The organism is Rhizorhabdus wittichii (assembly GCF_017607425.1).
GTDB classification, from domain to species: Bacteria; Pseudomonadota; Alphaproteobacteria; order Sphingomonadales; family Sphingomonadaceae; genus Rhizorhabdus; species Rhizorhabdus wittichii.
In genome coordinates this window covers 3,397,176-3,419,420 of sequence record NZ_CP059319.1, presented here as the reverse complement: position 1 = coordinate 3,419,420, position 22,245 = coordinate 3,397,176, and the positions used below count along the sequence as shown (strand labels likewise).

16 protein-coding genes are annotated in these 22,245 nt (G+C 69.2%); 7 read left to right on the top strand and 9 right to left on the bottom strand.

Annotation, left to right across the window (positions count from 1 at the left end):
- Positions 1–54: 54 nt before the first annotated feature.
- The 3 genes from HRJ34_RS16390 to HRJ34_RS16380 all read right to left on the bottom strand — a co-directional run bounded on the left by HRJ34_RS16390 (position 55) and on the right by HRJ34_RS16380 (position 4,472).
- Entirely contained in the window at positions 55–2,466 is a 2,412-nt protein-coding gene (locus HRJ34_RS16390; RefSeq protein ID WP_208631851.1) for a TonB-dependent receptor, read from the bottom strand.
- Positions 2,467–2,883: 417 nt separating this feature from the next.
- The gene (gene trpD / locus HRJ34_RS16385) at positions 2,884–3,876 is read right to left on the bottom strand and encodes an anthranilate phosphoribosyltransferase (protein ID WP_012049416.1); all 993 of its coding nucleotides are present in this window, start codon (positions 3,874–3,876) and stop codon (positions 2,884–2,886) included.
- Positions 3,877–3,878: 2 nt separating this feature from the next.
- Positions 3,879–4,472, bottom strand: a complete 594-nt coding sequence (locus HRJ34_RS16380; RefSeq protein ID WP_029548558.1) for an anthranilate synthase component II — start codon at positions 4,470–4,472, stop codon at positions 3,879–3,881.
- Positions 4,473–4,658: 186 nt separating this feature from the next.
- On the opposite strand from HRJ34_RS16380, the gene HRJ34_RS16375 reads away from it, so the two are divergent.
- Positions 4,659–6,542: a CocE/NonD family hydrolase gene (locus HRJ34_RS16375; RefSeq protein ID WP_029995360.1), complete on the top strand. Its 1,884-nt coding sequence runs from the start codon at positions 4,659–4,661 to the stop codon at positions 6,540–6,542.
- A gap of 13 nt (positions 6,543–6,555) precedes the next feature.
- Here HRJ34_RS16375 and HRJ34_RS16370 read toward each other — a convergent pair whose 3' ends face one another.
- From HRJ34_RS16370 to HRJ34_RS16360, 3 genes are read right to left on the bottom strand one after another with little or no spacing between them, the layout of a single operon-like run.
- Entirely contained in the window at positions 6,556–8,103 is a 1,548-nt protein-coding gene (locus HRJ34_RS16370) for a DHA2 family efflux MFS transporter permease subunit (protein ID WP_208631850.1), read from the bottom strand.
- Positions 8,100–9,287, bottom strand: coding sequence for an HlyD family secretion protein (locus tag HRJ34_RS16365; protein ID WP_208631849.1), 1,188 nt, complete (start codon positions 9,285–9,287; stop codon positions 8,100–8,102). Before HRJ34_RS16365 ends, HRJ34_RS16370 begins: the two co-directional genes overlap by 4 nt.
- A gap of 3 nt (positions 9,288–9,290) precedes the next feature.
- The gene (locus HRJ34_RS16360) at positions 9,291–10,754 is read right to left on the bottom strand and encodes an efflux transporter outer membrane subunit (RefSeq protein WP_208631848.1); all 1,464 of its coding nucleotides are present in this window, start codon (positions 10,752–10,754) and stop codon (positions 9,291–9,293) included.
- Positions 10,755–11,053: 299 nt separating this feature from the next.
- On the opposite strand from HRJ34_RS16360, the gene HRJ34_RS16355 reads away from it, so the two are divergent.
- Positions 11,054–11,467 (top strand): Ohr family peroxiredoxin, encoded by a 414-nt coding sequence (locus HRJ34_RS16355; protein WP_208631847.1) that lies wholly within the window; start codon positions 11,054–11,056, stop codon positions 11,465–11,467.
- 24 nt (positions 11,468–11,491) lie between these two features.
- Here HRJ34_RS16355 and HRJ34_RS16350 read toward each other — a convergent pair whose 3' ends face one another.
- Together HRJ34_RS16350 and HRJ34_RS16345 are read right to left on the bottom strand one after the other, a co-directional pair.
- The gene (locus HRJ34_RS16350) at positions 11,492–12,418 is read right to left on the bottom strand and encodes a LysR family transcriptional regulator (protein ID WP_208631846.1); all 927 of its coding nucleotides are present in this window, start codon (positions 12,416–12,418) and stop codon (positions 11,492–11,494) included.
- 157 nt (positions 12,419–12,575) lie between these two features.
- Positions 12,576–13,808, bottom strand: a complete 1,233-nt coding sequence (locus HRJ34_RS16345; RefSeq protein WP_041379301.1) for a DNA adenine methylase — start codon at positions 13,806–13,808, stop codon at positions 12,576–12,578.
- Positions 13,809–14,043: 235 nt separating this feature from the next.
- On the opposite strand from HRJ34_RS16345, the gene HRJ34_RS16340 reads away from it, so the two are divergent.
- The 4 genes from HRJ34_RS16340 to HRJ34_RS16325 all read left to right on the top strand — a co-directional run bounded on the left by HRJ34_RS16340 (position 14,044) and on the right by HRJ34_RS16325 (position 19,651).
- The gene (locus HRJ34_RS16340) at positions 14,044–15,825 is read left to right on the top strand and encodes an FAD-dependent oxidoreductase (protein ID WP_226948816.1); all 1,782 of its coding nucleotides are present in this window, start codon (positions 14,044–14,046) and stop codon (positions 15,823–15,825) included.
- A complete protein-coding gene (locus tag HRJ34_RS16335) occupies positions 15,822–17,669 on the top strand; it encodes a 2-oxoacid:acceptor oxidoreductase subunit alpha (RefSeq protein WP_208631843.1) in 1,848 nt (615 codons plus the stop codon). The genes HRJ34_RS16340 and HRJ34_RS16335 overlap by 4 nt, the downstream gene beginning before the upstream one ends.
- The gene (locus HRJ34_RS16330) at positions 17,666–18,721 is read left to right on the top strand and encodes a 2-oxoacid:ferredoxin oxidoreductase subunit beta (RefSeq protein WP_208631842.1); all 1,056 of its coding nucleotides are present in this window, start codon (positions 17,666–17,668) and stop codon (positions 18,719–18,721) included. Before HRJ34_RS16335 ends, HRJ34_RS16330 begins: the two co-directional genes overlap by 4 nt.
- 84 nt (positions 18,722–18,805) lie before the next feature.
- The gene (locus tag HRJ34_RS16325; RefSeq protein ID WP_208631841.1) at positions 18,806–19,651 is read left to right on the top strand and encodes an HpcH/HpaI aldolase/citrate lyase family protein; all 846 of its coding nucleotides are present in this window, start codon (positions 18,806–18,808) and stop codon (positions 19,649–19,651) included.
- A 22-nt stretch (positions 19,652–19,673) separates the two neighbouring features.
- On the opposite strand, the gene HRJ34_RS16320 is transcribed toward HRJ34_RS16325, so the two are convergent.
- On the bottom strand, positions 19,674–20,378 hold the full coding sequence (locus HRJ34_RS16320) for a TetR/AcrR family transcriptional regulator (protein ID WP_012049429.1): 705 nt from the start codon (positions 20,376–20,378) through the stop codon (positions 19,674–19,676).
- A gap of 246 nt (positions 20,379–20,624) precedes the next feature.
- Between HRJ34_RS16320 and HRJ34_RS16315 the strand changes: the two genes are divergently transcribed.
- Positions 20,625–22,133: an aldehyde dehydrogenase family protein gene (locus HRJ34_RS16315; protein ID WP_200859931.1), complete on the top strand. Its 1,509-nt coding sequence runs from the start codon at positions 20,625–20,627 to the stop codon at positions 22,131–22,133.
- The last annotated feature ends 112 nt before the right edge of the window (positions 22,134–22,245 follow it).

Here is a 22,245-nt window from a genome sequence, read left to right as displayed (position 1 = left end):
TCGGCATCGCATTGAGGAAAGAAGGGCCCGGCCGAGGAAGCCGGGCCCCCTGCATCAGAACTGATAGTTCAGGCTGAACACCGCCGAGCGGGTCGGGGCGGGCTGTGCCCAGCTGCCGCCGACGGAGTTGCGCACGGTCGTCACATATTTCTCGTTGGTGAAGTTCTGGACGTTCACCTGCGCCTTGAGCTGCGGCGTGATCGGATAGGCCGCCATGAAGCGGTGGATCGTGTAGCTCGGCACCCGATAGCCGACATAATTGCCGGCGGTGAGCTGCGCGAGCGTCGGCTGGTTGAGCAGGAAGCTGCCCTGGTGGGTCAGGCCGTAGCCCAGCTCCAGCCCGAAGTCGAAGCGGTAGGTGGTGAACAGGCTGCCCGAATGCTTCGGCGTGTTGGTCAGCGAATAGCCGCGCGTCGGATCGGGGAAGGCGGCGCTGTTGCCGCAGCCCGTCGCCCCCGGATTGGCGACGCAGAAGTTCGACACGCCCTGCAGGATCTTCGACTTCAGGTACATGTAGTTGGCCGAGATCGTCCAGTTGCTGGTGATGTTGCCCGACGCGCCGAGCGACAGGCCCTCCACCCGCTGGCCGCCGTCCAGCGTCTGGTCGGGCAGGGTCGGATCGTTCGAGTTGACCTTGATCGAGTTGCGCTCGTTGCGGAAGATGGCGGCGGTCAGCAGCAGCCGGGCGTCGAACAGGTCGGCCTTGGCGCCGATCTCGTAATTCTCGGTCGTCTCCGGCTTCAGGCGGCAATTGGCGGCGGTGCAGGCGCCGTCGACCGAGGCCTTGGACGGCAGCTTCGAATTGCCATAGGCGACGTAGAGGCTGGTGTTCGGCGTCGGCTTCACCACCGCGCCGACGCGGTAGGAGAAGAGCTTGTCGCCGAAGTTGAACGGGCCGGTCGCCGCGCTGAGGTCGCCGAGATTGGCGGCCCCCGCCGTGGTGACGTAGCTGAGCGTCCGGCTCGATCCCTTGACGTCCTCGTAGCGGACGCCGCCGTTGATCTCGAACCAGTCGGCGAACTTCACCGTGTCGAACAGATAGGCGGCATAGCTCCGCTGCGTGCCGACGTTGCGGCTCGACAGGATGAAGTTGATCGGGCCGTTATAGGTGTTGTTGCCATAGGCGAAGCCGGCCGGGCCCTGGACGGTCGCTTCCGGGTTGGAGATGCTGACCAGCGGGAAGGCCGGGGTCGATCCGTCGGCGTTGCGCGGCAGCGTGCCCTGCTTCTGATGATAATCCTCCCATAGCGCCGAGACGCCGATCACCAGCGAATGCTCGATGCCGCCGGTGTCGAAATTGGCGCTGAGGTCGGTCTGGCTATAGTGGGTCTCGTTGGTGATGAAGCGCTGCACGCCGCGGCCGCCGGTGGGCAGGTAATAGCCCGCGGGCACGGTGGCCGGGCAGGCGGCGGCGACGCCGTTGATGTCCAGCGGCTGCAGCCCGGTCGACGCCAGGCAGAAGGTGCCGTTCGGCTGGCTGGTGATCGTGTTCTGGCGGATCTTCTCGTAGCGGGTGAGGTTGCGGATGCTCACCTTGTCGCTGAACGCGTGGCTGAAGATCGCCTGCAGCGCGTTGGTCTTGCTGTTCTGCTGGTCGAGATTGGCGAAGCCATAATAGCCGCTACGGTCGAAATCGTCGAGGAAGCCGCCATTATTGGCATAATAGCGCAGGCCATATTGCGGCATCGCCTTGTCGTCGAGATGCTCGGCCTGGAGGGTCAGGCTGGTCGGCCCGTCGATGCCGATGGTGATCGCCGGGGCGATGCCCCAGCGCTTGTAATCCTCGACGTCGCGGCCGGGCACGTCGTTCTCGTGATAGACCGCATTGATCCGCACCGCGATCAGGTCGCTGAGCCGCCGGTTGGCGTCGACGGTCGCGCGGTAATAATTGTCGGTGCCGACGCCGGCGCTCAGCACGGTCTGGTCGTCGGCCAGCGGGCGCTTGGTCACCAGGTTGATCGTGCCCGCGACCGAGCCGCCGCCGTTCATCACCGAATTGGCGCCGTTGGTCACCTCGACCTGCTCGATATTGTAGACCTCGTTGCGGTTGAGGAAGGCGCCCGAGCGGACGCCGTCGACGGTGACGTCGTTCTTGGCGTCCTGGCCGCGCAGGATGATGCGGTCGCCATAGCCGAAGCCGCCTTCGCCGGCGCCGAAGGTGATGCCCGGCACGGTGCTGAGCACGTCGCGCAGCGTCAGCAGGTTCTGCTGCTGGATCGTCGCCTTGTTGATGACGGTGATGGTCTGCGGCGTGTCGAGCAGCGGCCGGGTATATTTGGGCGATTCCGGCCGCTCGACCTTCGGCGTCGCCTCGTCGATCGCGGTCGCGCTGACGGTCATGCCGCCGAGCCGCTTTTCGCCGTCCGGGGCTTTCTCCGCGGTCTGTGCCGCCGCCGGCGCGCTGGTGATGAAACCGATGCAGGCCAGCGCCAGAAAGCTGCTGCCCGTCCTATCCCTGTCGATCATTGCGGTCCTTCCCTGTTGGTACGCGTCAGGGCGACTATCGCTATTGAAAATGAATCGCAAATTTATTCTGAGAATGATTCTCATTTATAGAGAGTCGACAATAGACGACTGGGCGCACCGTCGCTGTGCGACGGGCGCGGATCATGCTGCTGAAGAGGGAGGGGGTGGGGTCCGGGTAGGGCCGGACCCCGCGGCGAACTGCGGTCGAGGGACGTGGAAACCCCGACCGCCATTCACCGTCTTGGTAGTTCGATATCGCTAATAATAATGATTCGCAATAAATAAATTGCGCAAGCCGGATATCTCCGGTTCGTCGTGATTTCCCGCGAAAGCGGAAAGCCATGGACGGCGGGCGGCAATAGGCCGAATGTCCGCAATGGGGGAAGGTCGACGGCTTCGATCGAAGCCCGAAACGTCCTAGAAGCCGATCCAGCGGGCGAGCAGCGCGCGGGCGCGTCCGCTGTCGATCGCCTCGGCGGCGACGGCGATGCCCCCGGCCCAGTCGGCGGCGCGGCCGGCGACGATCAGCGCGGCGGCGGCGTTGAGCAGCACCGCGTCGCGATAGGCGCCGGCCTCCCCGTCGAGCAGCCGGCCGAGCGCCGCGCCGTTATAGGCGGCGTCGCCGCCGCGGATCGCGTCGAGCGGATGGCGCGGCAGGCCCGCCGCCTCGGGCTCGAACCGTTCGAGCCCGGCGCCGATCGCGCCCAGCCGGATGATGCTGCTCGGCCCGCCGATCGACAGCTCGTCGAGCGGCTCGTCGCCCGACACCATCATCGCCGCGTCGCAGCCGAGCCGGTCGAGCGCGCCGGCATAGGTCGACAGATAGTCGGGCCGGGCGACGCCGATCAGCTGGCGGCGCACCCCGGCCGGATTGCAGATCGGCCCGGTCAGGTTGAAGATCGTCCGCCGGCCGATCCGCTTGCGCACCGGGCCGAGCGGCTTGAGCGCCGGATGGTGCTTCTGCGCGAACAGGAAGCAGATGCCGATCTCGTTCAGGCTCGCCTCGGCGCGGTCGGAGGCGCGGTCGAGGTCGAGGCCGAGCGCCTCCAGCGTGTCGGCCGCCCCCGCCTTGGACGAGGCCGCCCGGTTGCCGTGCTTGGCGACCGGCACCCCGGCCGCCGCGACGACGATCGCCACCGCGGTCGAGACGTTGAGGCTGTGGGCGCCGTCGCCGCCGGTGCCGCAGACGTCGATCGCGTCGGCCGGCGCCGCCACCGGGATCATCCGCTCACGCATCGCCGCCGCCGCGCCGGCGATCTCGGCGCTGGTCTCGTCGCGCGCGCTGATCCCGTCGAGAAAGGCGACCAGGCTCTCCTCGTCATGGACGCCGTCGAGGATCGCCGCGAACACCTCATGGGCGTCATGCTGGTCGAGCGGGACGCGCGGATCGGGCAGGGGCGTCCGGGCCAAGGTCAGGCGCGCTCCTTCACCGCGATGCCGGCGCCGCGCATGAAATTGGCGAGCATCGCATGGCCATGCTCGGTGGCGATGCTTTCGGGATGGAACTGGACGCCGTGGATCGGCAGCGTCGCGTGGCGCACGCCCATCACCTGCCCGTCGGGGGTGCGCGCGTTGACCAGCAGCTCGGCGGGCATGTCCTCCTCGGGCACGATCAGCGAATGGTAGCGGGTCGCGGTGAAGGGCGAAGGCAGGCCCTCGAACAGGCCGGTGCCGTCGTGGAGGATCGAGCTGGTCTTGCCGTGCATCAGCTCGGGCGCGCGGATCACCCGGCCGCCGAAATATTGCCCGATCGACTGGTGGCCGAGGCACACGCCGAGCAGCGGCCGCCCCGCCGCCGCGCAGGCGCCGACCAGCTCGAGCGAGATGCCCGCCTCGTTCGGGGTGCAGGGGCCGGGCGAGATCAGGAACGCCTCCGCCCCGCTCGACATCGCCTGGCCGACGCCGATCGCGTCGTTGCGGACGACCTCGACCTCGGCGCCCAGCTCCATCAGATAATGGACCAGGTTCCAGGTGAAGCTGTCATAATTGTCGATGACGAGGATCATGCGCCCGGCCTGTAGCGCCTCCGCCATGCGGGCGGAACAACTTTATCTTCCTTATCGTCATCCTGGCGAAAGCCAGGATCTCTCTTCCCGTCTGTCCCGTCAGCCACGGGAAGGCAGGGAGATCCCGGCTTTCGCCGGGATGACGATCGAGATAGCGTCGCATCACATCCCCTTCGGAGTGCTTCCATGACCAAGCGACATATTCTCGGCGCGGTGACGCTTGTCGCATTTGCCGCCGTCGCGGCCGCCCAGACCCCGCCGATGACCCCCGACATCCCGCCCAAGGGGTTCGACGCGGTGACGCCGCAGGCCGACTATGTCCGGCGCGAGGTGATGATCCCGATGCGCGACGGCAAGAAGCTGTTCACCGTGATCGTCATGCGCAAGGGCACCAACAACGCGCCGATCCTGCTGACCCGCACCCCCTATAACGCCGCCAAGACGACCAGCCGCAACCCGAGCCAGAGGATCGAGGAGATATTGCCGGTCGCCGATGCCGAGTTCGTCGACGACGGTTATATCCGCGTCTACCAGGACGTGCGCGGGCGCAACGGGTCCGAGGGCGACTATGTGATGAACCGGCCGCTGCGCGGGCCGCTCAACCACACGAAGGTCGACCATGCGACCGACGCCTGGGACACGATCGACTGGCTGGTGAAGAACCTGCCCGAGAGCAACGGGCGGGTCGGGATGACCGGCTCCTCCTATCCGGGCTTCACCACGCTGATGGCGACGATCGACCCGCATCCGGCGCTGCGCGCGGTGGTGCCGATGAGCCCGATGGTCGACGGCTGGATGGGCGACGATTGGTTCCACAACGGCGCCTTCCGCCAGAACAGCTATGATTATCTGACCGGGCAGATGGCGTCGAAGGACGACGGCGATCCGGTCGCGTCGGGCACCGGCGATCGCTATGCGCTGTGGCTGAAGGCGGGGTCGGCGGGCGACTATGCCCGCGCCTATGGGCTCGACGCCTTCCCGGTCGCGCGCAAGATGGCCGAGCATCCCGCCTATGACGATTATTGGCGCGAGCAGGCGGTCGACAGGCTGCTCGCCGCGCGGCCCTTCACCGTGCCGATGATGCTCGTGGTCGGGCAGTGGGACCAGGAGGACAGCTATGGCGCGCCGGCGGTCTATCGCGCGCTGAAGCCGAAGGACAAGGACGGGCGGCTCCACCTCGTCGTCGGGCCCTGGCGGCACAGCGGGGTCAATTATGACGGCTCCGCGCTCGGCCCGCTGCGCTTCACCGGCGACACCGCGCTGCAGTTCCGCCGCGACGTGATGAAGCCGTTCCTCGACCAGTATCTCAAGGGCGGCGCGCCGCGCGTCTCGATCGCGCCGGTGCTGACCTATGACAGCGGGCGCAACCGCTGGCAGGCGAGCGCGGCGATCTTCGACACCAAGCTGAAGCCGCTCTACCTCCAGGCCGGGGCGGCGCTCGACTGGAACCGCGCCGATGCGGCCGGCAAGGACGACTATGTCTCCGACCCCGCCAAGCCGGTGCCCTTCCTGCCGCGTCCGATCGACTGGGACAGCGCCGACGTCTGGAAGCCCTGGCTGGTCGCCGACCAGCGCTTCGCCGACGGCCGGCCCGACGTGCTGACCTATGTCACCGAGCCGCTCGCCGCGCCGGTCCACATCCTCGGCCGGCCGATGGTCGACCTGTTCGCCGCGACCAGCGGCACCGACAGCGACTGGGTGGTCAAGCTGATCGACGTCTATCCCGACGAGATGAGCGCCGAGCCCAGGCTGGCCGGCTACCAGCTCGGCATCGGCATGGAGATCTTCCGGGGCCGCTATGTCGACGGCTTCGACAAGCCGCGCGCGCTCGAGCCCGGCAAGGCGGAGCATTACCGGTTCGAACTGCCGACCGTGAACCACAGCTTCATGCCCGGCCACCGCATCATGGTGCAGGTCCAGTCGAGCTGGTTCCCGCTCTACGATCGCAACCCGCAAAGCTATGTCGCGAACATCTTCGACGCGAAGCCGGGCGATTATCGCAAGGCGACCCAGAGCATCCTGACCGGCGGCGCCACCGCCAGCGCGATCCTGCTGCCGGTGGTCGACTGAACCAGGCCGCGCTTCAGTCTGCCGCCACCGGGCCGGTCAGCGGCGCGGGCTTCCGGACGATCCAGACGATCGCGATCATCGCCATCATCGCCCAGGCGCTGGCCCGGAAGATGTCGTTCGACGAGAGCAGATAGGCCTGGCCCACCATCTCGCGGGTCAGCACGCCATAGCCCTGCTGCGCGGTCAGGCCGAGCTGGCCGAGCGCGTCGGCGGCGTGGCGGAACACCGGATCGAAGGGTGAGCTGGCGTCGGCCAGCCGGCTCTGGTGCAGCGCCTCGCGCCGGTCCCACATCGTCGTCACCAGCGAGGCGGCGAAGCTGCTGCCGGTGATGCGGGCGAAGTTGGACAGGCCCGTCGCCGACGGGGTCCGCTCGGCCGACACGCCGTCGAGCGAGATGCTGAGCATCGCCACGAAGAAGGTGCTCATCCCCAGCCCCTGCACCAGCATCGGCAGCATGAAATGAAAATAGTCGGTCTGCGTCGTGTAGCCGCTGCGCATCAGATAGGAGGCGGCGAAGGCGACGAAGGCGAAGCTCGCCAGCCAGCGCGCGTCGACCTTGCCCGACAGGCGGGCGACGAACGGCGTCGCGATCACCGAGACGATGCCGCTGGGCGCCGAGACCAGGCCCGCCCAGGTCGCGGTGTAGCCGAGCTGCTGCTGGAGCCAGAGCGGCAGCAGCAGCGTGTTGCCGAAGAACACCGCATAGCCGAGCGTCAGCGCCGCCGTGCCGAGCGCGAAGTTGCGGTTGGCGAACAGCGACAGGTCGACCGCCGGCCGCTCCTCGGTCAGCTCCCAGATCAGCCAGGCGACGAAGCCGATCGCCGCGAGCAGCGCCATCGTCGTGATGAACGGCGAGTGGAACCAGTCCTCGTTCTTGCCGAGGTCGAGGAAGACCTGGAGGCAGCCGACCCAGAAGGCGAGCAGGCCGAGCCCGACCGCGTCGATCGGCAGCTTCGCGGTCGCCGTCTCGCGGCTCTTCATGAAGCGCCAGGAGATGAAGGCCGAGGCGAGGCCGACGGGGACGTTGATCAGGAAGATCCAGCCCCAATGGTAATTGTCGGAGATGTAGCCGCCCAGGATCGGCCCCGCGACCGGGCCGACCAGCGTCGTCATCGACCAGATGCCGAGCGCGGTCGATCGCCGCTCGGGCGGGAAGATCGAGATCAGCAGCGCCTGGCTGCCCGGGATCATCGGCCCCGACACCGCGCCCTGCAGGACGCGGAACAGGATCAGCGAGGGCAGGCTCCAGGCGATGCCGCACAGCAGCGAGGCGAGGGTGAACAGGATCACCGAGACGACGAAGGTGCGCACCACGCCGAAGCGGCGCATCAGCCAGCCGGTCAGCGGCACGGTGACGCCGTTGGCGACCGCGAAGGCGGTGATCACCCAGGTCGAGCTGTCCGAGCTGACGCCGAGATTGCCGGCAATGGTGGTCAGCGAGACGTTGGCGATGGTCGTGTCGAGCACCTGCATGAAGGTGCCGAGCGCGAGCGCCACCGCCGCGGCGCCGAGCGCGACGCCGCCCAGCGGCGCCGGCTCCGCCGACGCGGCGGCGCTCACCGGATCGATGCCCGGCCACCGCTGTTGGCGGCGATGATCGAGGCGATCCGCGCCTCGACCCGGGGGCCGCCGTCCTGGCTCGTCTGGCGCGGCACCGGCGGGGCGGCGACGCGGGCGACGGGGACGCCGCGATGGTCGCTGGTGTCGACCGTCACCTTGGCCGACACGCCGATCCTGAGCGGGTTGGCGCGCAGCTCGGCGGGGTCGAGCGCGATGCGGACCGGCACGCGCTGGGCGATCTTGATCCAGTTGCCGCTGGCGTTCTGCGGCGGCAGCAGCGCGAAGGCGTTGCCGCTGCCCGCGCCGAGGCCGAGCAGCTTGCCATGATAGGTGACCGCGCCGCCATAGATGTCGGTCCTGATCTCGACCGGCTGCCCGACCCGCAGTTCGGCGATCTGGGTCTCGCGGAAATTGGCGTCGATCCACAGCCGGTCGAGCGGCACCACCGCCATCAGCGGCGTGCCGGCATTGACCTGCTGGCCGAGCTGGACGGTGCGCTGCGCGACGACGCCGTCGAGCGGAGCGATCAGGTGCATATGCCCCTGGACGATCGCGGCGCGGCGGACGGCGGCGACGGCGGCGAGCACGTCGGGATTGGTCTCGACCCGGGTGCCCTCGACCGTCGAGCGCGCCTGCGCCTGCCGGCTGCGGGCGAGGGTGAGCGCGGCGGCGGCGGTGCGGACGCTGTCGGCGGCGTGCGCCACCTCCTCGCCCGACACCGCGCCCTCGGCGGCGGCGGCGCGGCGGCGCGCCAGGTCGTTGCGGGCGCGGGCCAGCTCGGCCTCGGCCTGGAGGATCTCGGCGCCGGTCTCGTCGACCTTGGAGAAGTCGGAGCGGACCGAGCGCACCGCACGGGCGAGGCTGGCCTCGGCCGAGGCCATCTGCGCGTCGGCGGTGGCGGGGTCGAACTCGATCAGCGTCTGGCCGCGCCTGACGCTCTCGGTGTTGTCGGCGTTGATCGCCAGCACCGTGCCCGGCTCGCGCGCGGTGATCGCCACCACGTCGCCCGCGACATAGGCGTCGTCGGTCGTCTCGCTGCTCGGCGCGAGCAGCTCGTAGCCGCCATAGGCCGCGCCGGCGATCAGCACCGCCGCGCCGAGCATCAGGAAGCCGCGCTTGCGGGTGCGGAGCGCCTGCTGCCGCTCGACGGTCTCGTCCTTCTGGATCTGGGTGTGGGCGTTCATGGCTTATCTCCCTGCGGCGTCGGCACCGGCGGCCGATGCGAGATTCTGGCGGCTGTGCGGATCGAAGCTGCCGCCGACCGCGACGAGCAGGCGGATGCGGGCGGCGGCGCCGTCGGCGGCGAGGTCGACCTCGCGCTGGTTGGCGGCGAGCAGCCGGTCGCCCGCGTCGAGCACGTCGAGCCGCGCGCCGAGCCCGGTGCGCAGCCGCACCTCGTCGAGCCGGACGGTCTCGCCCAGCCCGGCGACGACCTTGTGCTGCTCGGCGGCGTCGGCGGCGTTGGTGGCGATCGCGGAGAGCGCGTCGGCGGTCTCGCGGACCGCGCCGACGACGGCGCCGTTATAGCTGGCGACCGCCTCGTCGATCCCGGCGACCGCGCCCTTGTAATTGGCCTTGAGCCGGCCGCCCTCGAAGATCGGCAGGTGCAGCGCCGGGCCGGCGCCATAGGCCGCCGCGCCGCCGGTGAACAGCGCGCCGAGGCCGATCGCCTGCAGGCCGATGAAGCCCTTCAGGTCGATGTCGGGGTAGAAATCGGCGCGGGCGACCTTGCGGCCCGCCTCGGCCGCCTCGATCCGGGCGCGGGCGGCGAGGATGTCGGGGCGGCGGCCGAGCAGGTCGGCGGGCAGCGCGTCCGGGACCGGCAGCGCAGCGTCGAGCCGGATCGTCGGGTCGGTGATCGCGGCATGATAGTCGGCGCCGCGCCCGGCGAGCGCGGCGAGCGCGTGGACCATGAGCTGGCGGGTGCCCTCGGCGCGGATCTCGGCCTGGCGCGCCTCGGCGAGCAGCGTCTCGGCGGCGCGCAGGTCGAAGTCGCTGCCCAGGTCGGTGCGCTTGCGGGTGCCGGCGAGCCGGAGCTGCTCCTCGCGCGAGGCGACGAAGCGCCGGGCGATGCGCGCCTGCTCGGTGGCGCGGGCGAGGTCGACATAGCTTTGCGCGACCGCGCCCGACAGCGTCACCCGCGCCGCCTCGACGTCGAGCGCGGCGGCGTCGGCCGAGGCGCCCGCCTGCGCGACCAACGCCTTCTGCCGGCCGGCGAGGTCGAGCGACCAGTCGAGCTTCGCCTGGGCGTCGCCGATCCAACGGTTGGAGCCGCCATAGGGCGGCGGGATGATGTATTTCTCGCTGAGCCGCTGGCGGATCGCCGAGGCGTCGACGCCGACCTGCGGCAGCAGCCCGGCCTTGTTCGCGGCGATCCCGGCCTGCGCCCGCGCCAGCCGCGCCATCGCGACGTCGAGCGAGGGATTGCCGGCCAGCGCCTCGGCCATGATCCGGTCGAGCTGCGGATCGCCGAAGCCGTGCCACCAGTCGCCGACCGGCGCCAGCGCCGCGCCGCCGTCGAGGCCGGCCGTCGCGGTGGAAGCGGCCTGCACCTGCGGCCGGACCTGCGGCACCGCCGCGCAACCCGACAGCAGGGTCGCGACGAGGCCGGCGAGCAGCGCCGGGCGACGGAGCGGGATCGAACGGGGCATGGCATCTTCCCTGGATCGGTGGACCTGGGGGGAGATAAGCGGCGGGCCGGTCGAGGATTATCCACCAAATGTGCACAATAGAGGTGGCAATTAGGCTCTAATCGTTACGGATGCAGGGAAGCGCCCGACCGGGCGCCGGGCCGGGATTAGGGAAGGATTATTGTCTTTTCGTCACCAGTGAAGTGACCATCGCCCGGCTAATCGTTTCGCGGCCGATCGTTGGATGGCCTTCCGCGCCGCCCGGCATTCTCGAACCCCTGGCCGGGCGGCGTACCCCCCCTTTCGAAGGCGGCCGATCGATGCGATCGAAGACCTCCCTCTACCGGGCCCGCGCCACCGCCATCGGCGGCCGGGTCGGCGGCGCGGCGAGCGCCGACGGACGGCTTCGGGTCCGGCTCGACGATCCCGCCGATCCGGTCGGCCGGGGCACCACTCCCGAACAGCTCTTCGCGGCCGCCTATGCCGCCTGCTTCCTCTCCGCGCTGCGCCGCGCCGCCGCGGAGGAGGGCGTCGCCATCGCCCCCGACGGCAACGTCACCGCCGAGGTTTCCCTGTCCGACGACGCGGACGCGGCGCTGTCGGTCGATCTGTCGATCGACCTCGCCGGCCTCGACGATGCCGTCGCCGCGCGGCTCGTTGCGGCGGCGCACGCCCGCTGCCCCTATTCGAAGGCGATGCGCGGCGACGCGCGGGTGGACGTCCGGATCGTCTAGGTCCCCGACCCTCGGGAGAGAGGACTACCGCTCGATGCCCTGGGCCCAGGGCAGCGAGGAGAATTGCTCGCGCAGGAATTCGAGCAGCGCGCGCACCCGCGCCGGTCGGGCGCGGCCGGGCGGGGTGACGATGCAGATCGGCGAGGACGGTATCGTCCAGTCGGGGAACAGGTCGACCAGCAGGCCGTCGCGGGTCGCTTCCCAGGTGAAATATTCGGGCACCGCCGAAGCGCCGACCCCGGCGAGCAGCGCGTGCATCAGCCCGAGCGTGCTGTTCATGTGCAGCGCGCCCGACACCGGCACGTGGAAATGCTCGTCGACGGGGCCGGTGAAGTCGACCTCGCGCCCCCAGGGGACGTGCGAGGGGATCAGCATCGGATAATGGGCGAGGTCGGAGGGGTGGCGCGGCCGGCCGTGGCGCTCGATCAGCGACGGCGCGGCGGTCACCCGGCGGCGCAGCGTCAGCAGCCGGCTGATCCGCAGCGAGCTGTCCTCGGCATTGTCGCCGATCTGGATGGCGAGGTCATAGCCCTCGGCGACGAGGTCGACGCGCTGTTCGCTGAAGGTGATGTCGAGCCGGATGTCGGGATAGGCCGCCATGAAGGCGGGGAGCATCGGGGCGAGCGCGGTCTCGCCGAAGCCGGTCGAGCAGGCGACCCGGATCAGCCCGCGCGGGATCGCCGCCTCCTCGAGGATGTCGGCCTCGATCGCGACGCCGTCGGCCATGATCCTGAGCGCGCGGTCGAGCGACAGCCGGCCGCTCTCGGTCAGCGACAGCTTGCGCGTGGTGCGGTGGAGCAGGGTGGTCCGCATCCGCTCCTCGAGCCGGCTGATCGCCTTGGACACGGTCGTCTTGGCGAGGCCGAGATCCTCGGCGGCCTGGCTGAACGAGCCTTTCTCGGCGACCTTGGCGAAGATCGCCCAGGCTTCGAAATCCGGCAGGTGCGGCATGTCCGTTCCCCCACGTCTCCCTTCTAGCACCCGGGGACTGCCGCGTACATGTTCGCATGCACGTCATGCCGGCGGAGGCCGGCATCTCAGCGGGCTCCTGCGGCGACCTCGCCGCGACCCTCCCGAGATCCCGGCCTCCGCCGGGATGACGGATGTTTCACAGGGCTCCCTCGCGATGCGCGCCGAGCGCGCGGCGTTCCTCGGCGAGGATCGCGTCGCAGATCGCCTCGGCCGGGCGACCGGCGCGGGCGGCGGTGTCGATCAGCAGCACGAACTCGGCGTTGAGCGGCTTGGGCGAGAAGCGCTGGGCGCTGACCCGGTAGCGCTTGTAGGGCTGGATGAAGGGGGTGACCGCGCCCCGGTCGCAGCAGGCGCGCGCCATCTCGATCAGCGGGATGTTGCCGTCGGTGCTGTAGCTGATCGCGATCCAGCGCGCCGGCAGCCCGTCGATCAGCTCGCGGAACGCCTGCTCCGCGTGGCGCGCGCTGTTGTAGGGACTGCGCCGCTCGGTCCGCCAGTCGAGCCGGATCGCCGACTTGTCGCCCCGGCCGCTGATCTTCGGGCTGAGCGCCGGCTTGTCCCACAGCGCGACGCTGTTGAGGACATGATAGTTCGATCCATAAGGATGCTGGTTGTAGGGCGGATCGACATAGACGAAGTCGTAGCTCCGGCCATGCTCGCGCCCGAAGCGCTGCGCGTCGATCCGGGTGACCTCGTTCGGCTGGCCGTTGTCGTGGAAGATGGCGGGTTCGAGCGCCAGGTCGGCGCCGATCCGGTAGAGCGCGGTGCCGTTGCTGCCGCCCCAGCCGGCGTGGAAGCCCTTGAACACGCCCGACGTGTTGCTGGTGTAGCAGCATTGGTAGAGCAGCGGCGCGAGCAGGCAGGCGGCCTGCGCCGTGTCGAGCCGCTCCTCGACGGTCAGCCGCTCGATCTCGGCGCGGATCGCGTCGATCCGCATCCCGTTCTTGCGCATGTAGAACAGCCGGTCGCGGCCGATCTCGTAGCGCTCGTCGTCGTCGGGGCAGAGATGGCCGGTCACCCAGCCCTCGATCGGCGGCAGCGCGTTCAGCCGCGCGATCGCCTCCGCATAGGATTGGCCGCGATAGGCGGGCGCGGCGTTGCAGCCGACATGGCAGCGGTTGATCTGCTCGGCATAGGGTTCCCAGTCGTTGGCGATCACCCGGAAGCCGCGCGCCTTGGCGTAGCGGGCGACCACCCCGCTGCCCGCGAACAGGTCGACGAAGCCGTCGCCGGGCGCGATCCCGCTCGCCTCGATCGCCCGGCCGATCAGCGGCAGCAGCTTCCGCTTGTTGCCGATATACGGAATCAACTGGTGGAAGACGTAGCTGTCGGTGCTGCGGGCGGCATGGTGCCGGCGGTCGTATCTCACGGCGACAGCGATAGAACGCGGTCCTGCCCCTGTCGATGCCCGTGCCCATTGCCGACGCGCGCGAACCGAAAGGGCGGAAGTCACATAATTTTCATGATCCGGGCTTGGCGAGCGCGGTTCGGGCGCGGTAAGACCGGGCGTTGCTCCTGTGCGGCCACAGGACGAACTCCCCGCATGACAGAGGGAGCGTCCTTCCCGCCGGCGCGCGGGAGCGCGTGGAGAGGAGTTGAGCCCGTTGGAGCCTACCAACATCGAGGCGCCGGAATATTTCCATAAGGTCGTCGATTGCCAATGGGCCTGCCCGGCCCACACACCCGTCCCGGAATATATCCGCCTGATCGCGCAGGGGCGTCATGCCGACGCCTATATGGTCAACTGGAAATCGAACGTCTTCCCGGGAATCCTCGGCCGGACCTGCGACCGCCCGTGCGAGCCGGCGTGCCGGCGCGGCCGGGTCGACGAGGAGCCGGTGGCGATCTGCCGATTGAAGCGGGTCGCCGCCGACAACAAGGGCGACGTCGCCGCGCGCATGCCGCAGCCGCCGAAGAAGCGGATCGGCAAGAAGGTCGCCTGCATCGGCGCCGGGCCCGCCTCGATGACGGTGGCGCGCGATCTCGCCCCGCTCGGCTACGACGTCACCGTCTACGACGCCGACGCCAAGGCGGGCGGCATGATCCGCAGCCAGATCCCGCGCTTCCGCCTGCCGGAAAGCGTGATCGACGAGGAGATGGGCTTCATCACCGCGCTGGGCCCGAGGATGCGGCTCAACCGGCGGGTCGACAGCCTCGCGGCGCTGCTGCGCCGGGACTATGACGCGATCTTCGTCGGCACCGGCGCGCCGCGCGGCCGCGACCTCGACATCCCCGGCCGCGCCGAGGCCGCCGCCAACGTCCATATCGGCATCGACTGGCTCGCCAACGTCTCGTTCGGCCATGTCGACACGATCGGCAAGCGCGTGATCGTGCTCGGCGGCGGCAACACCGCGATGGACTGCTGCCGCACCTCGCGCCGCCTCGGCGGCGGCGAGGTCAAGGTCATCGTCCGGTCGGGCTATGACGAGATGAAGGCGTCGCCCTGGGAGAAGGAGGACGCCCAGCACGAGGGCATCCCGATCCTCAACTATCTGGTCCCCAAGGCCTTCACCCATGCGGACGGCCGGCTGACCGGCGTCACCTTCGAGAAGGTCGCGCCGGTGGTCGACGAGCAGGGCCGCCGCCGGCTCGAACCGACCGGCGAGCCCGACGAGCATCACGAGTGCGACGACGTGCTGGTCGCGATCGGGCAGGAGAACAGCTTCCCCTGGATCGAGCGCGACATCGGCCTCGACTTCGACAAATGGGGCATGCCCGTCGTCGACGAGACGACCTTCCAGTCGACCCACCCCAGGGTGTTCTTCGGGGGCGACGCCGCCTTCGGGCCGAAGAACATCATCTGGGCGGTCGCGCACGGCCATGAGGCGGCGATCTCGATCGACCATCATTGCCGGGGCGCCGACCTGCGGCTGCGGCCGCCGCCCGGCGTGCGGGTGTCGTCGCAGAAGATGGGCATCCACGAGTGGAGCTACGACAACGACGTCTCGCCCGAGGACCGGCAGAAGGTGCCGCTGCTGCCGCTGGCCGAGGCGCTGGGCGACGTCAAGGCCGAGGTCGAACTGGGCTTCGACGATCCGCGCAGCTGGGCGGAGACGCAGCGCTGCCTCAACTGCGACGTGCAGACCGTGTTCACCCGGACGCTGTGCATCGAATGCGACGCCTGCGTCGACATCTGCCCGACCGACTGCATCACCTTCACCGTCAATGGCGACGAGGCCGAGCTGCGGCCCCGGCTCAACGCGCCGGCGACCAATCCCGACCAGGCGCTCTACGTCTCCTCGACCCTGCCGACCGGCCGGGTGCTGGTGAAGGACGAGGACGTCTGCCTGCACTGCGGCCTGTGCGCCGAGCGCTGCCCGACCGGAGCCTGGGACATGCAGAAGACGCTGGTCGAGATGAGCCATGCGGGAGGGTGCGCGCGATGACCCGCCCGATCACTGCGGTCAACGACTTCGTCGTCAAATTCGCCAACGTCAACGGATCGGGATCGGCCTCCGCCAACGGCCTGTTCGTCAAGGCGATCCTGCGGATGGGCGTGCCGGTCGGCGCGCGCAACATCTTCCCGTCGAACATCCAGGGCCTGCCGACCTGGTACGAGATCCGGGTGAGCGGCCATGGCTGGCTCGGTCGGCGCGGCGGGGTCGACCTGATGGTCGCGATGAACCCGCAGACCTGGGACCGCGACGTCGCCGAGATCGAGCCGGGCGGCTATCTCTTCTACGACAGCACCAAGCCGATGCCGTCGTCGAAGTTCCGCGACGACATCACCGTCGTCGGCCTGCCGCTGACCGCCCTGTGCAACGCCGCCTATGCCGAGCCGTCGAAGCGCAAGATCCTCAAGAACATCATCTATCTGGGCGCGCTGACCTTCCTGCTCGGCATCGAGCGCGCGGTGGTGGAGGCGCTGCTCGCCGAGGAATATGCCGCCAAGCCGGCGCTGATCCCCGCCAATATCGAGGCGCTGCAGATCGGCTTCGACCATGCTCGCGACCATCTCAAGCCGCTCGGCCTCAAGCTGCGCCGCGCCGACGCGGTGGGCGACCGCATCTTCGTCGACGGCAACACGGCGGCGGGGCTCGGCGCGGTCTATGGCGGCGCCACCGTCTGCGCCTGGTATCCGATCACCCCGTCGACCTCGCTGGCCGAGGCGTTCACCGCCTATTGCCGCAAGCTCCGCCATGATCCCGAGACCGGCCCAGAAGGCGGTGGGGCGCGCTACGCGATCGTCCAGGCGGAGGACGAGATCGCCTCGATCGGCATGGTCACCGGCGCGGGCTGGAACGGCGCGCGCGCCTTCACCTGCACCTCCGGGCCCGGCGTCTCGCTGATGCAGGAGTTCATCGGCCTCAGCTATTTCGCCGAGATTCCCGGCGTGATCTTCGACGTCCAGCGCGGCGGCCCGTCGACCGGCATGCCGACCCGCACCCAGCAATCGGACATATTGTCGGCCGCCTATGCCAGCCATGGCGACACCAAGCATGTCCTGCTGCTGCCCGAGGGGCCGAACGAGTGTTTCGAGTTCGGCGCGCTCGCCTTCGACCTCGCCGACCGGCTGCAGACGATGATCTTCGTCATGCTCGATCTCGACATGGGCATGAACGAATGGCTGATCGAGCCCTTCCGCTGGGACGAGGATCGCGTCCTCGACCGTGGCAAGATCATGACCGCCGAGATGCTGGAGGCCGGGGCCGACTTCGGCCGCTACAAGGATGTCGACGGGGACGGCATCCCCTGGCGCACCCTGCCGGCGACGCACCCGTCCAAGGGCAGCTACTTCACCCGCGGCACCTCGCGCGATCCCTATGCCCGCTACAGCGAGGAGGGGGCGGTCTATGTCGACAACATGGAGCGGCTGCTGCGCAAGTTCGAGACCGCCAAGTCGCTCGTCCCGCCGCCGATCGTGCGGCGCGCGACGCGCAAGACCAGCTATGGCGTGATCTATTACGGGTCGACCAGCCCGGCGATGGACGAGGCGCTGGCCGGGCTGGAGGCGGACGGGGTCGCGGTCGACGCGCTGCGCGTCCGCGCCTTCCCGTTCGAGGGCGAGATATTCGAGTTCATCGCCGCGCACGACCTGGTGTTCGTCGTCGAGCAGAACCGCGACGCGCAGCTTCGCACCCTGCTGATCAACGAGGGCGGGGTCGATCCGGCCCGGCTCGTGAAAGTGCTCAACTATGACGGCTCGCCGATCACGGCGCGCTTCATCCAGGCCGAGCTGGCCAAGGGCATGGGCGTGCCCAAGGCCCGTGCCGGGGAGATGGTGAGATGACCTATATCGCCAAGCCGCAATTCCACCATCCGTCGCTCAAGCACAATGCGCTGGGCTTCACCCGGCGCGACTATGAGGGGAAGGTGTCGACGCTCTGCGCCGGCTGCGGGCACGACTCGATCAGCGCCGCGATCGTCCAGGCCTGCTTCGAGATCGACCTGGAGCCGCACCGCCTCGCCAAGCTGTCGGGGATCGGCTGCTCGTCGAAGACGCCCGACTATTTCCTCGGCGCCAGCCACGGCTTCAACACCGTCCACGGCCGCATGCCGTCGGTGCTGACCGGCGCCAACCTCGCCAATCGCTCGCTGATCTACCTGGGGGTATCGGGCGACGGCGACAGCGCCTCGATCGGCCTCGGTCAGTTCGCCCATGCGATGCGGCGCGGGGTCAACATGACCTACATCGTCGAGAATAACGGCGTCTATGGCCTCACCAAGGGGCAGTTCTCGGCGACCGCCGACAAGGGCAGCAAGTCGAAGAAGGGCGTCGTCAACTCGGACAGCGGGATCGACATGGTCGGCCTCGCGCTCCAGCTCGGCGCGACCTTCGTCGCGCGCAGCTTCTCGGGCGACAAGGACCAGCTCGTGCCGCTGATCAAGGCGGCGCTGACCCACAAGGGCGCGGCGTTCATCGACGTGCTCAGCCCCTGCATCGCCTTCAACAACCACAAGGGATCGACCAAGAGCTTCGACTGGGTGCGCGAGCATAACGAGGCGGTGAACCGGCTCGACGTGCTGATGGCGCGGATGGCGGTGACCGCCAGCTACGAGCCCGGATCGCTGACCGAGGTGACCCAGCATGACGGATCGGTGCTGCTGCTCCGCAAGGTCGCCGAGGATTACGACCCGACCGACCATGCCGGCGCGATCTCCTATCTCCAGCATGCCCATGCGGCGGGGGAGATCGTCACCGGCCTGCTCTATGTCGACCCCGAGGCGGAGGAGCTGCACGACGCGCTCGGCACGGTGAAGCAGCCGCTCAACGCGCTGTCGGACGAGGAACTGGTGCCGCCGGTGGCGGCGCTCGACAAGATCAACGCGGGGCTGCGCTAGAGCCTGATCGTCTGAGGAGCCGGCGCCTTGAATAGCCGTACCGAGCCGCTTGCCAAGCGCGCGCGGGCGTAGCAAGGCGGCCGCATGACGATCCGATCCCTGCTCTTCGTGCCGGGCGACAGGCCCGAGCGTTTCCCCAAGGCGGCGGCGAGCGGCGCCGACGCGCTGATCCTCGACCTCGAGGATTCGGTGGCGCCGGAGAACAAGCCGGTGGCGCGCGCGGCGATCGCCGAATGGCTGGGCGGCACGCGGCCGGTGCCCAGCTTCGTGCGGATCAATCCGCTCGATTCCGAGCATGTCCGCGCCGATCTCGCGGCGGTGATCGGCGCCCGGCCCGACGGGCTGGTCCTGCCCAAGGCGCAGGGCGCGGCCTCGGTCTGGCAGCTGGTCGAGATCGCCGGTCGCGACTGCCCGCCGATCCTGCCGATCGCCAGCGAGACCCCCGCCGCGGTGTTCGGGCTCGGCAGCTATGGCGAAGCCGCCGAGCGTCTCGCCGGGCTCACCTGGGGCGCCGAGGACCTGCCCGCCGCGATCGGCGCGGCGACCTCGCGCAATCCCGACGGCAGCTATACCCAGCCCTATGAGGTGGTCCGCGCGCTCACCCTGTTCGGCGCGCACGCCGCCGGGGTCGCGGCGATCGAGACGGTCTATCCCGACATTGCCGACACCGCCGGGCTGGAGGCCTATGTGGCGCGCGGCCGGCGCGATGGCTTCACCGGCATGATGGCGATCCATCCGGCGCAGGTGGCGATCATCAACGCCGGCTTCAGCCCCAGCGAGGCGGAGGTCGCCCATGCCCGCGCGGTGATCGCGGCCTTCGCGGCCAACCCCGGCGCGGGCGCGCTCAAGCTCGACGGCAAGATGATCGATCGCCCCCACCTGAAGCAGGCGCAGGCGCTGCTGGAGCGGGCGGGCGTGGTGGCGGGCTGATCCCCGCCGGCTTTCGGATGGATCAGGCCTGTTCGGCCGGCGCCAGGGCGCCCCAGGCCTCGGTCGCGGGCACCGGCGGAATCTCGCCGCCTTCCTCGATCCGGGCGAGGCGGGTCGGCAGATAGGCGCGCAGATAGGCGATCGTCGCCAGCTTCGCCTCGGCCAGCGCCTCGTCGCTCACCCGGTCCTGCTCGGCCACCGACAGCGAGAAGAACAGGTCGGCGATCAGCAGCGCCTTGAAGAACAGCTCGCGCGAGTCGGCGAGGCCGGGCAGCAGGAACTGCCGCCGCATCGCCTGCCACAGCGCGGTGCCGAAACGGAAATTCTCCTTGCAGCCCGCATGCTTGATCTCGGGCGGCGTGTGCGGGCCGAGCATCAGCTGCCGCGCCGCGCGGTCGGCGTTGAACGCGCGCTGATGGCATTCGAGCGAGCGTTCGACGACCGACTCCCACTCGTCGCTCTGCGGGATGCGCTGGTCGAGCTCGGCCTGCGCGGTGGCGATGGTGCGGGCCAATTCCTTCCACAGGTCGCTGATCTCGGGGAAGAAATGATAGGCCGACGAGGCGGGGATGCCGGCGGTCTCGGCGACCGCGATCATGCCGATCTGGTGCAGGTTCTGTGTGCCGAGCATCGCCCGGGCCGCTTCCAGCAATTCCACCCGCCGGGCGCGGCCTCGGGCCTGGGTCGCCTTGCGCGCCGGCGGCCTGCTTTTCGCGGTTGTGATCATGACCCCGTTTCCATGCTTTTCGCCCTGTTGACAAGCCCCCCTGTTTTGCGGATAGTCGAAGAAATTCGATTTTATACACAAAGAGAGGATGAGGCGGGATCGGCGCGGGGAATGATCGCAGCATAGAGCCAAGCCCTGCCGGATATATGTACGTTCCTGAGCCCGGCAGACCGCGTTACGCCCGTCGAGGCGAGTCGAAGCATAATTTTAAGTCGAAGATTTACGGGTTAGTTTTCGAATTCTCCCATGGGCCGCACGCTGTCCGGCGTGTTTTCGGTGGTGGGAGGCGCGCGTCCGGACGATCCGGGCGCGATGGGTGCAGCTTTTGAAAAGACGGTGGACATGACGCAGGCCTATCCTCTCATCATTGACGGCAAAACGGTCCCCACGGACAAGCATCTCGACGTGATCAACCCGGCCGACGGCCGCGTCTTCGCGCTCTGTCCGGCCGGCACCTCCGCCGATCTCGACCGCGCGGTCGAGGCGGCGCGACGCGCCTTCCCCGGCTGGGCGGCGACCCCGGACGCCGATCGCAAGGCCGCGGTCAACCGGCTCGCCGACATCATCGAGGCGAATATCGGCGAGCTGGCCGAGCTGATCACCCGCGAGCAAGGCAAGCCGATGGCCGGCCTCGGCTCGCAATGGGAGGTCGGCGGCGCCGCCGCCTGGACCCGCTTCACCGCGGCGCTCGACCTGCCGGTCGAGATCATCCAGGACGACGACAAGGGTCGGGTCGCGCTCTACCGCAAGCCGATCGGCGTGGTCGCGTCGATCACCCCGTGGAACTTCCCGGTGATGATCGCGATCTGGCACATCATGCCCGCGCTGCGCGCCGGCAACACGGTGGTGCTCAAGCCGTCGCCCTATACGCCGATCGCGACGCTCAGGATGGTCGAGCTGCTGCAGGAGGCGCTGCCGCCGGGCGTGCTCAACGCGGTCGCCGGGTCCGACGAGATCGGCCGGGCGATCTCCGCCCACCCCGGCATCGACAAGATCGTCTTCACCGGATCGACCCGCACCGGCAAGCATGTGATGGCGAGCGCGGCGGACTCGCTCAAGCGGCTGACGCTGGAGCTGGGCGGCAACGACGCGGCGATCGTCCTGCCCGACGTCGCGCTCGACGATGCGACGATCGAGAAGATCTTCTGGGGCGCGTTCATCAACAACGGCCAGACCTGCGCCGCGATCAAGCGCCTCTACGTCCATGACTCGATCTATGACGAACTGTGCGACAAGCTGCTCGCCTATGCCTCGGCGGTGAAGACCGGCGACGGCATGGCCGCCGACAGCCAGCTCGGCACCGTCCAGAACAAGATGCAGTTCGAGCGCGTGAAGATGCTGGTCGACGCCGCCAAGGCGAGCGGCGCGCGCGTCCTGTGCGGCGGCGCGCCGATCGAGGGCGACGGCCTGTTCTACCCGGTCACGCTGCTCGCCGACGTCAAGGAAGGCATGGCGATCGTCGACGAGGAGCAGTTCGGCCCGGCGCTGCCGATCATCCGCTACAGCGACGTCGAGGACGCGGTCGCCCGCGCCAACGACAATCCGAACGGCCTGGGCGGTTCGGTCTGGTCGAGCGATGCCGACAAGGCGGTCGCGATCGCCAGCCGGCTCGAATGCGGCAGCGCCTGGATCAACAGCCACGCGATGGTCCGCCCCGACGCGCCGTTCGGCGGCGTCAAGCAGTCGGGCATCGGCATCGAATTCGGCACGCTCGGCCTGGCCGAGTTCACCACCGTCCAGGTCATCCACCAGTGACCGGACATTGAGGTTCCGGGCGGGGCCGCCACCCCGCCCGCGACCGGCAGACCGCCAACAGCGGCGCCATCAACGAGCAGGGACGAACGTCAATACCCACCGCAGACGATCG

Bases quoted from the DNA above. Each gene is read 5' to 3' on its own strand.
- HRJ34_RS16390 (WP_208631851.1), bottom strand. From the start codon at position 2,466: ATGATCGACAGGGATAGGACGGGCAGCAGCTTTCTGGCGCTGGCCTGC.
- HRJ34_RS16380 (WP_029548558.1), bottom strand. From the start codon at position 4,472: ATGATCCTCGTCATCGACAATTATGACAGCTTCACCTGGAACCTGGTC.
- HRJ34_RS16375 (WP_029995360.1), top strand. From the start codon at position 4,659: ATGACCAAGCGACATATTCTCGGCGCGGTGACGCTTGTCGCATTTGCC.
- HRJ34_RS16365 (WP_208631849.1), bottom strand. From the start codon at position 9,287: ATGAACGCCCACACCCAGATCCAGAAGGACGAGACCGTCGAGCGGCAG.
- HRJ34_RS16360 (WP_208631848.1), bottom strand. From the start codon at position 10,754: ATGCCCCGTTCGATCCCGCTCCGTCGCCCGGCGCTGCTCGCCGGCCTC.
- HRJ34_RS16355 (WP_208631847.1), top strand. From the start codon at position 11,054: ATGCGATCGAAGACCTCCCTCTACCGGGCCCGCGCCACCGCCATCGGC.
- HRJ34_RS16350 (WP_208631846.1), bottom strand. From the start codon at position 12,418: ATGCCGCACCTGCCGGATTTCGAAGCCTGGGCGATCTTCGCCAAGGTC.
- HRJ34_RS16335 (WP_208631843.1), top strand. From the start codon at position 15,822: ATGACCCGCCCGATCACTGCGGTCAACGACTTCGTCGTCAAATTCGCC.
- HRJ34_RS16330 (WP_208631842.1), top strand. From the start codon at position 17,666: ATGACCTATATCGCCAAGCCGCAATTCCACCATCCGTCGCTCAAGCAC.
- HRJ34_RS16325 (WP_208631841.1), top strand. From the start codon at position 18,806: ATGACGATCCGATCCCTGCTCTTCGTGCCGGGCGACAGGCCCGAGCGT.
- HRJ34_RS16320 (WP_012049429.1), bottom strand. From the start codon at position 20,378: ATGATCACAACCGCGAAAAGCAGGCCGCCGGCGCGCAAGGCGACCCAG.
- HRJ34_RS16315 (WP_200859931.1), top strand. From the start codon at position 20,625: ATGGGCCGCACGCTGTCCGGCGTGTTTTCGGTGGTGGGAGGCGCGCGT.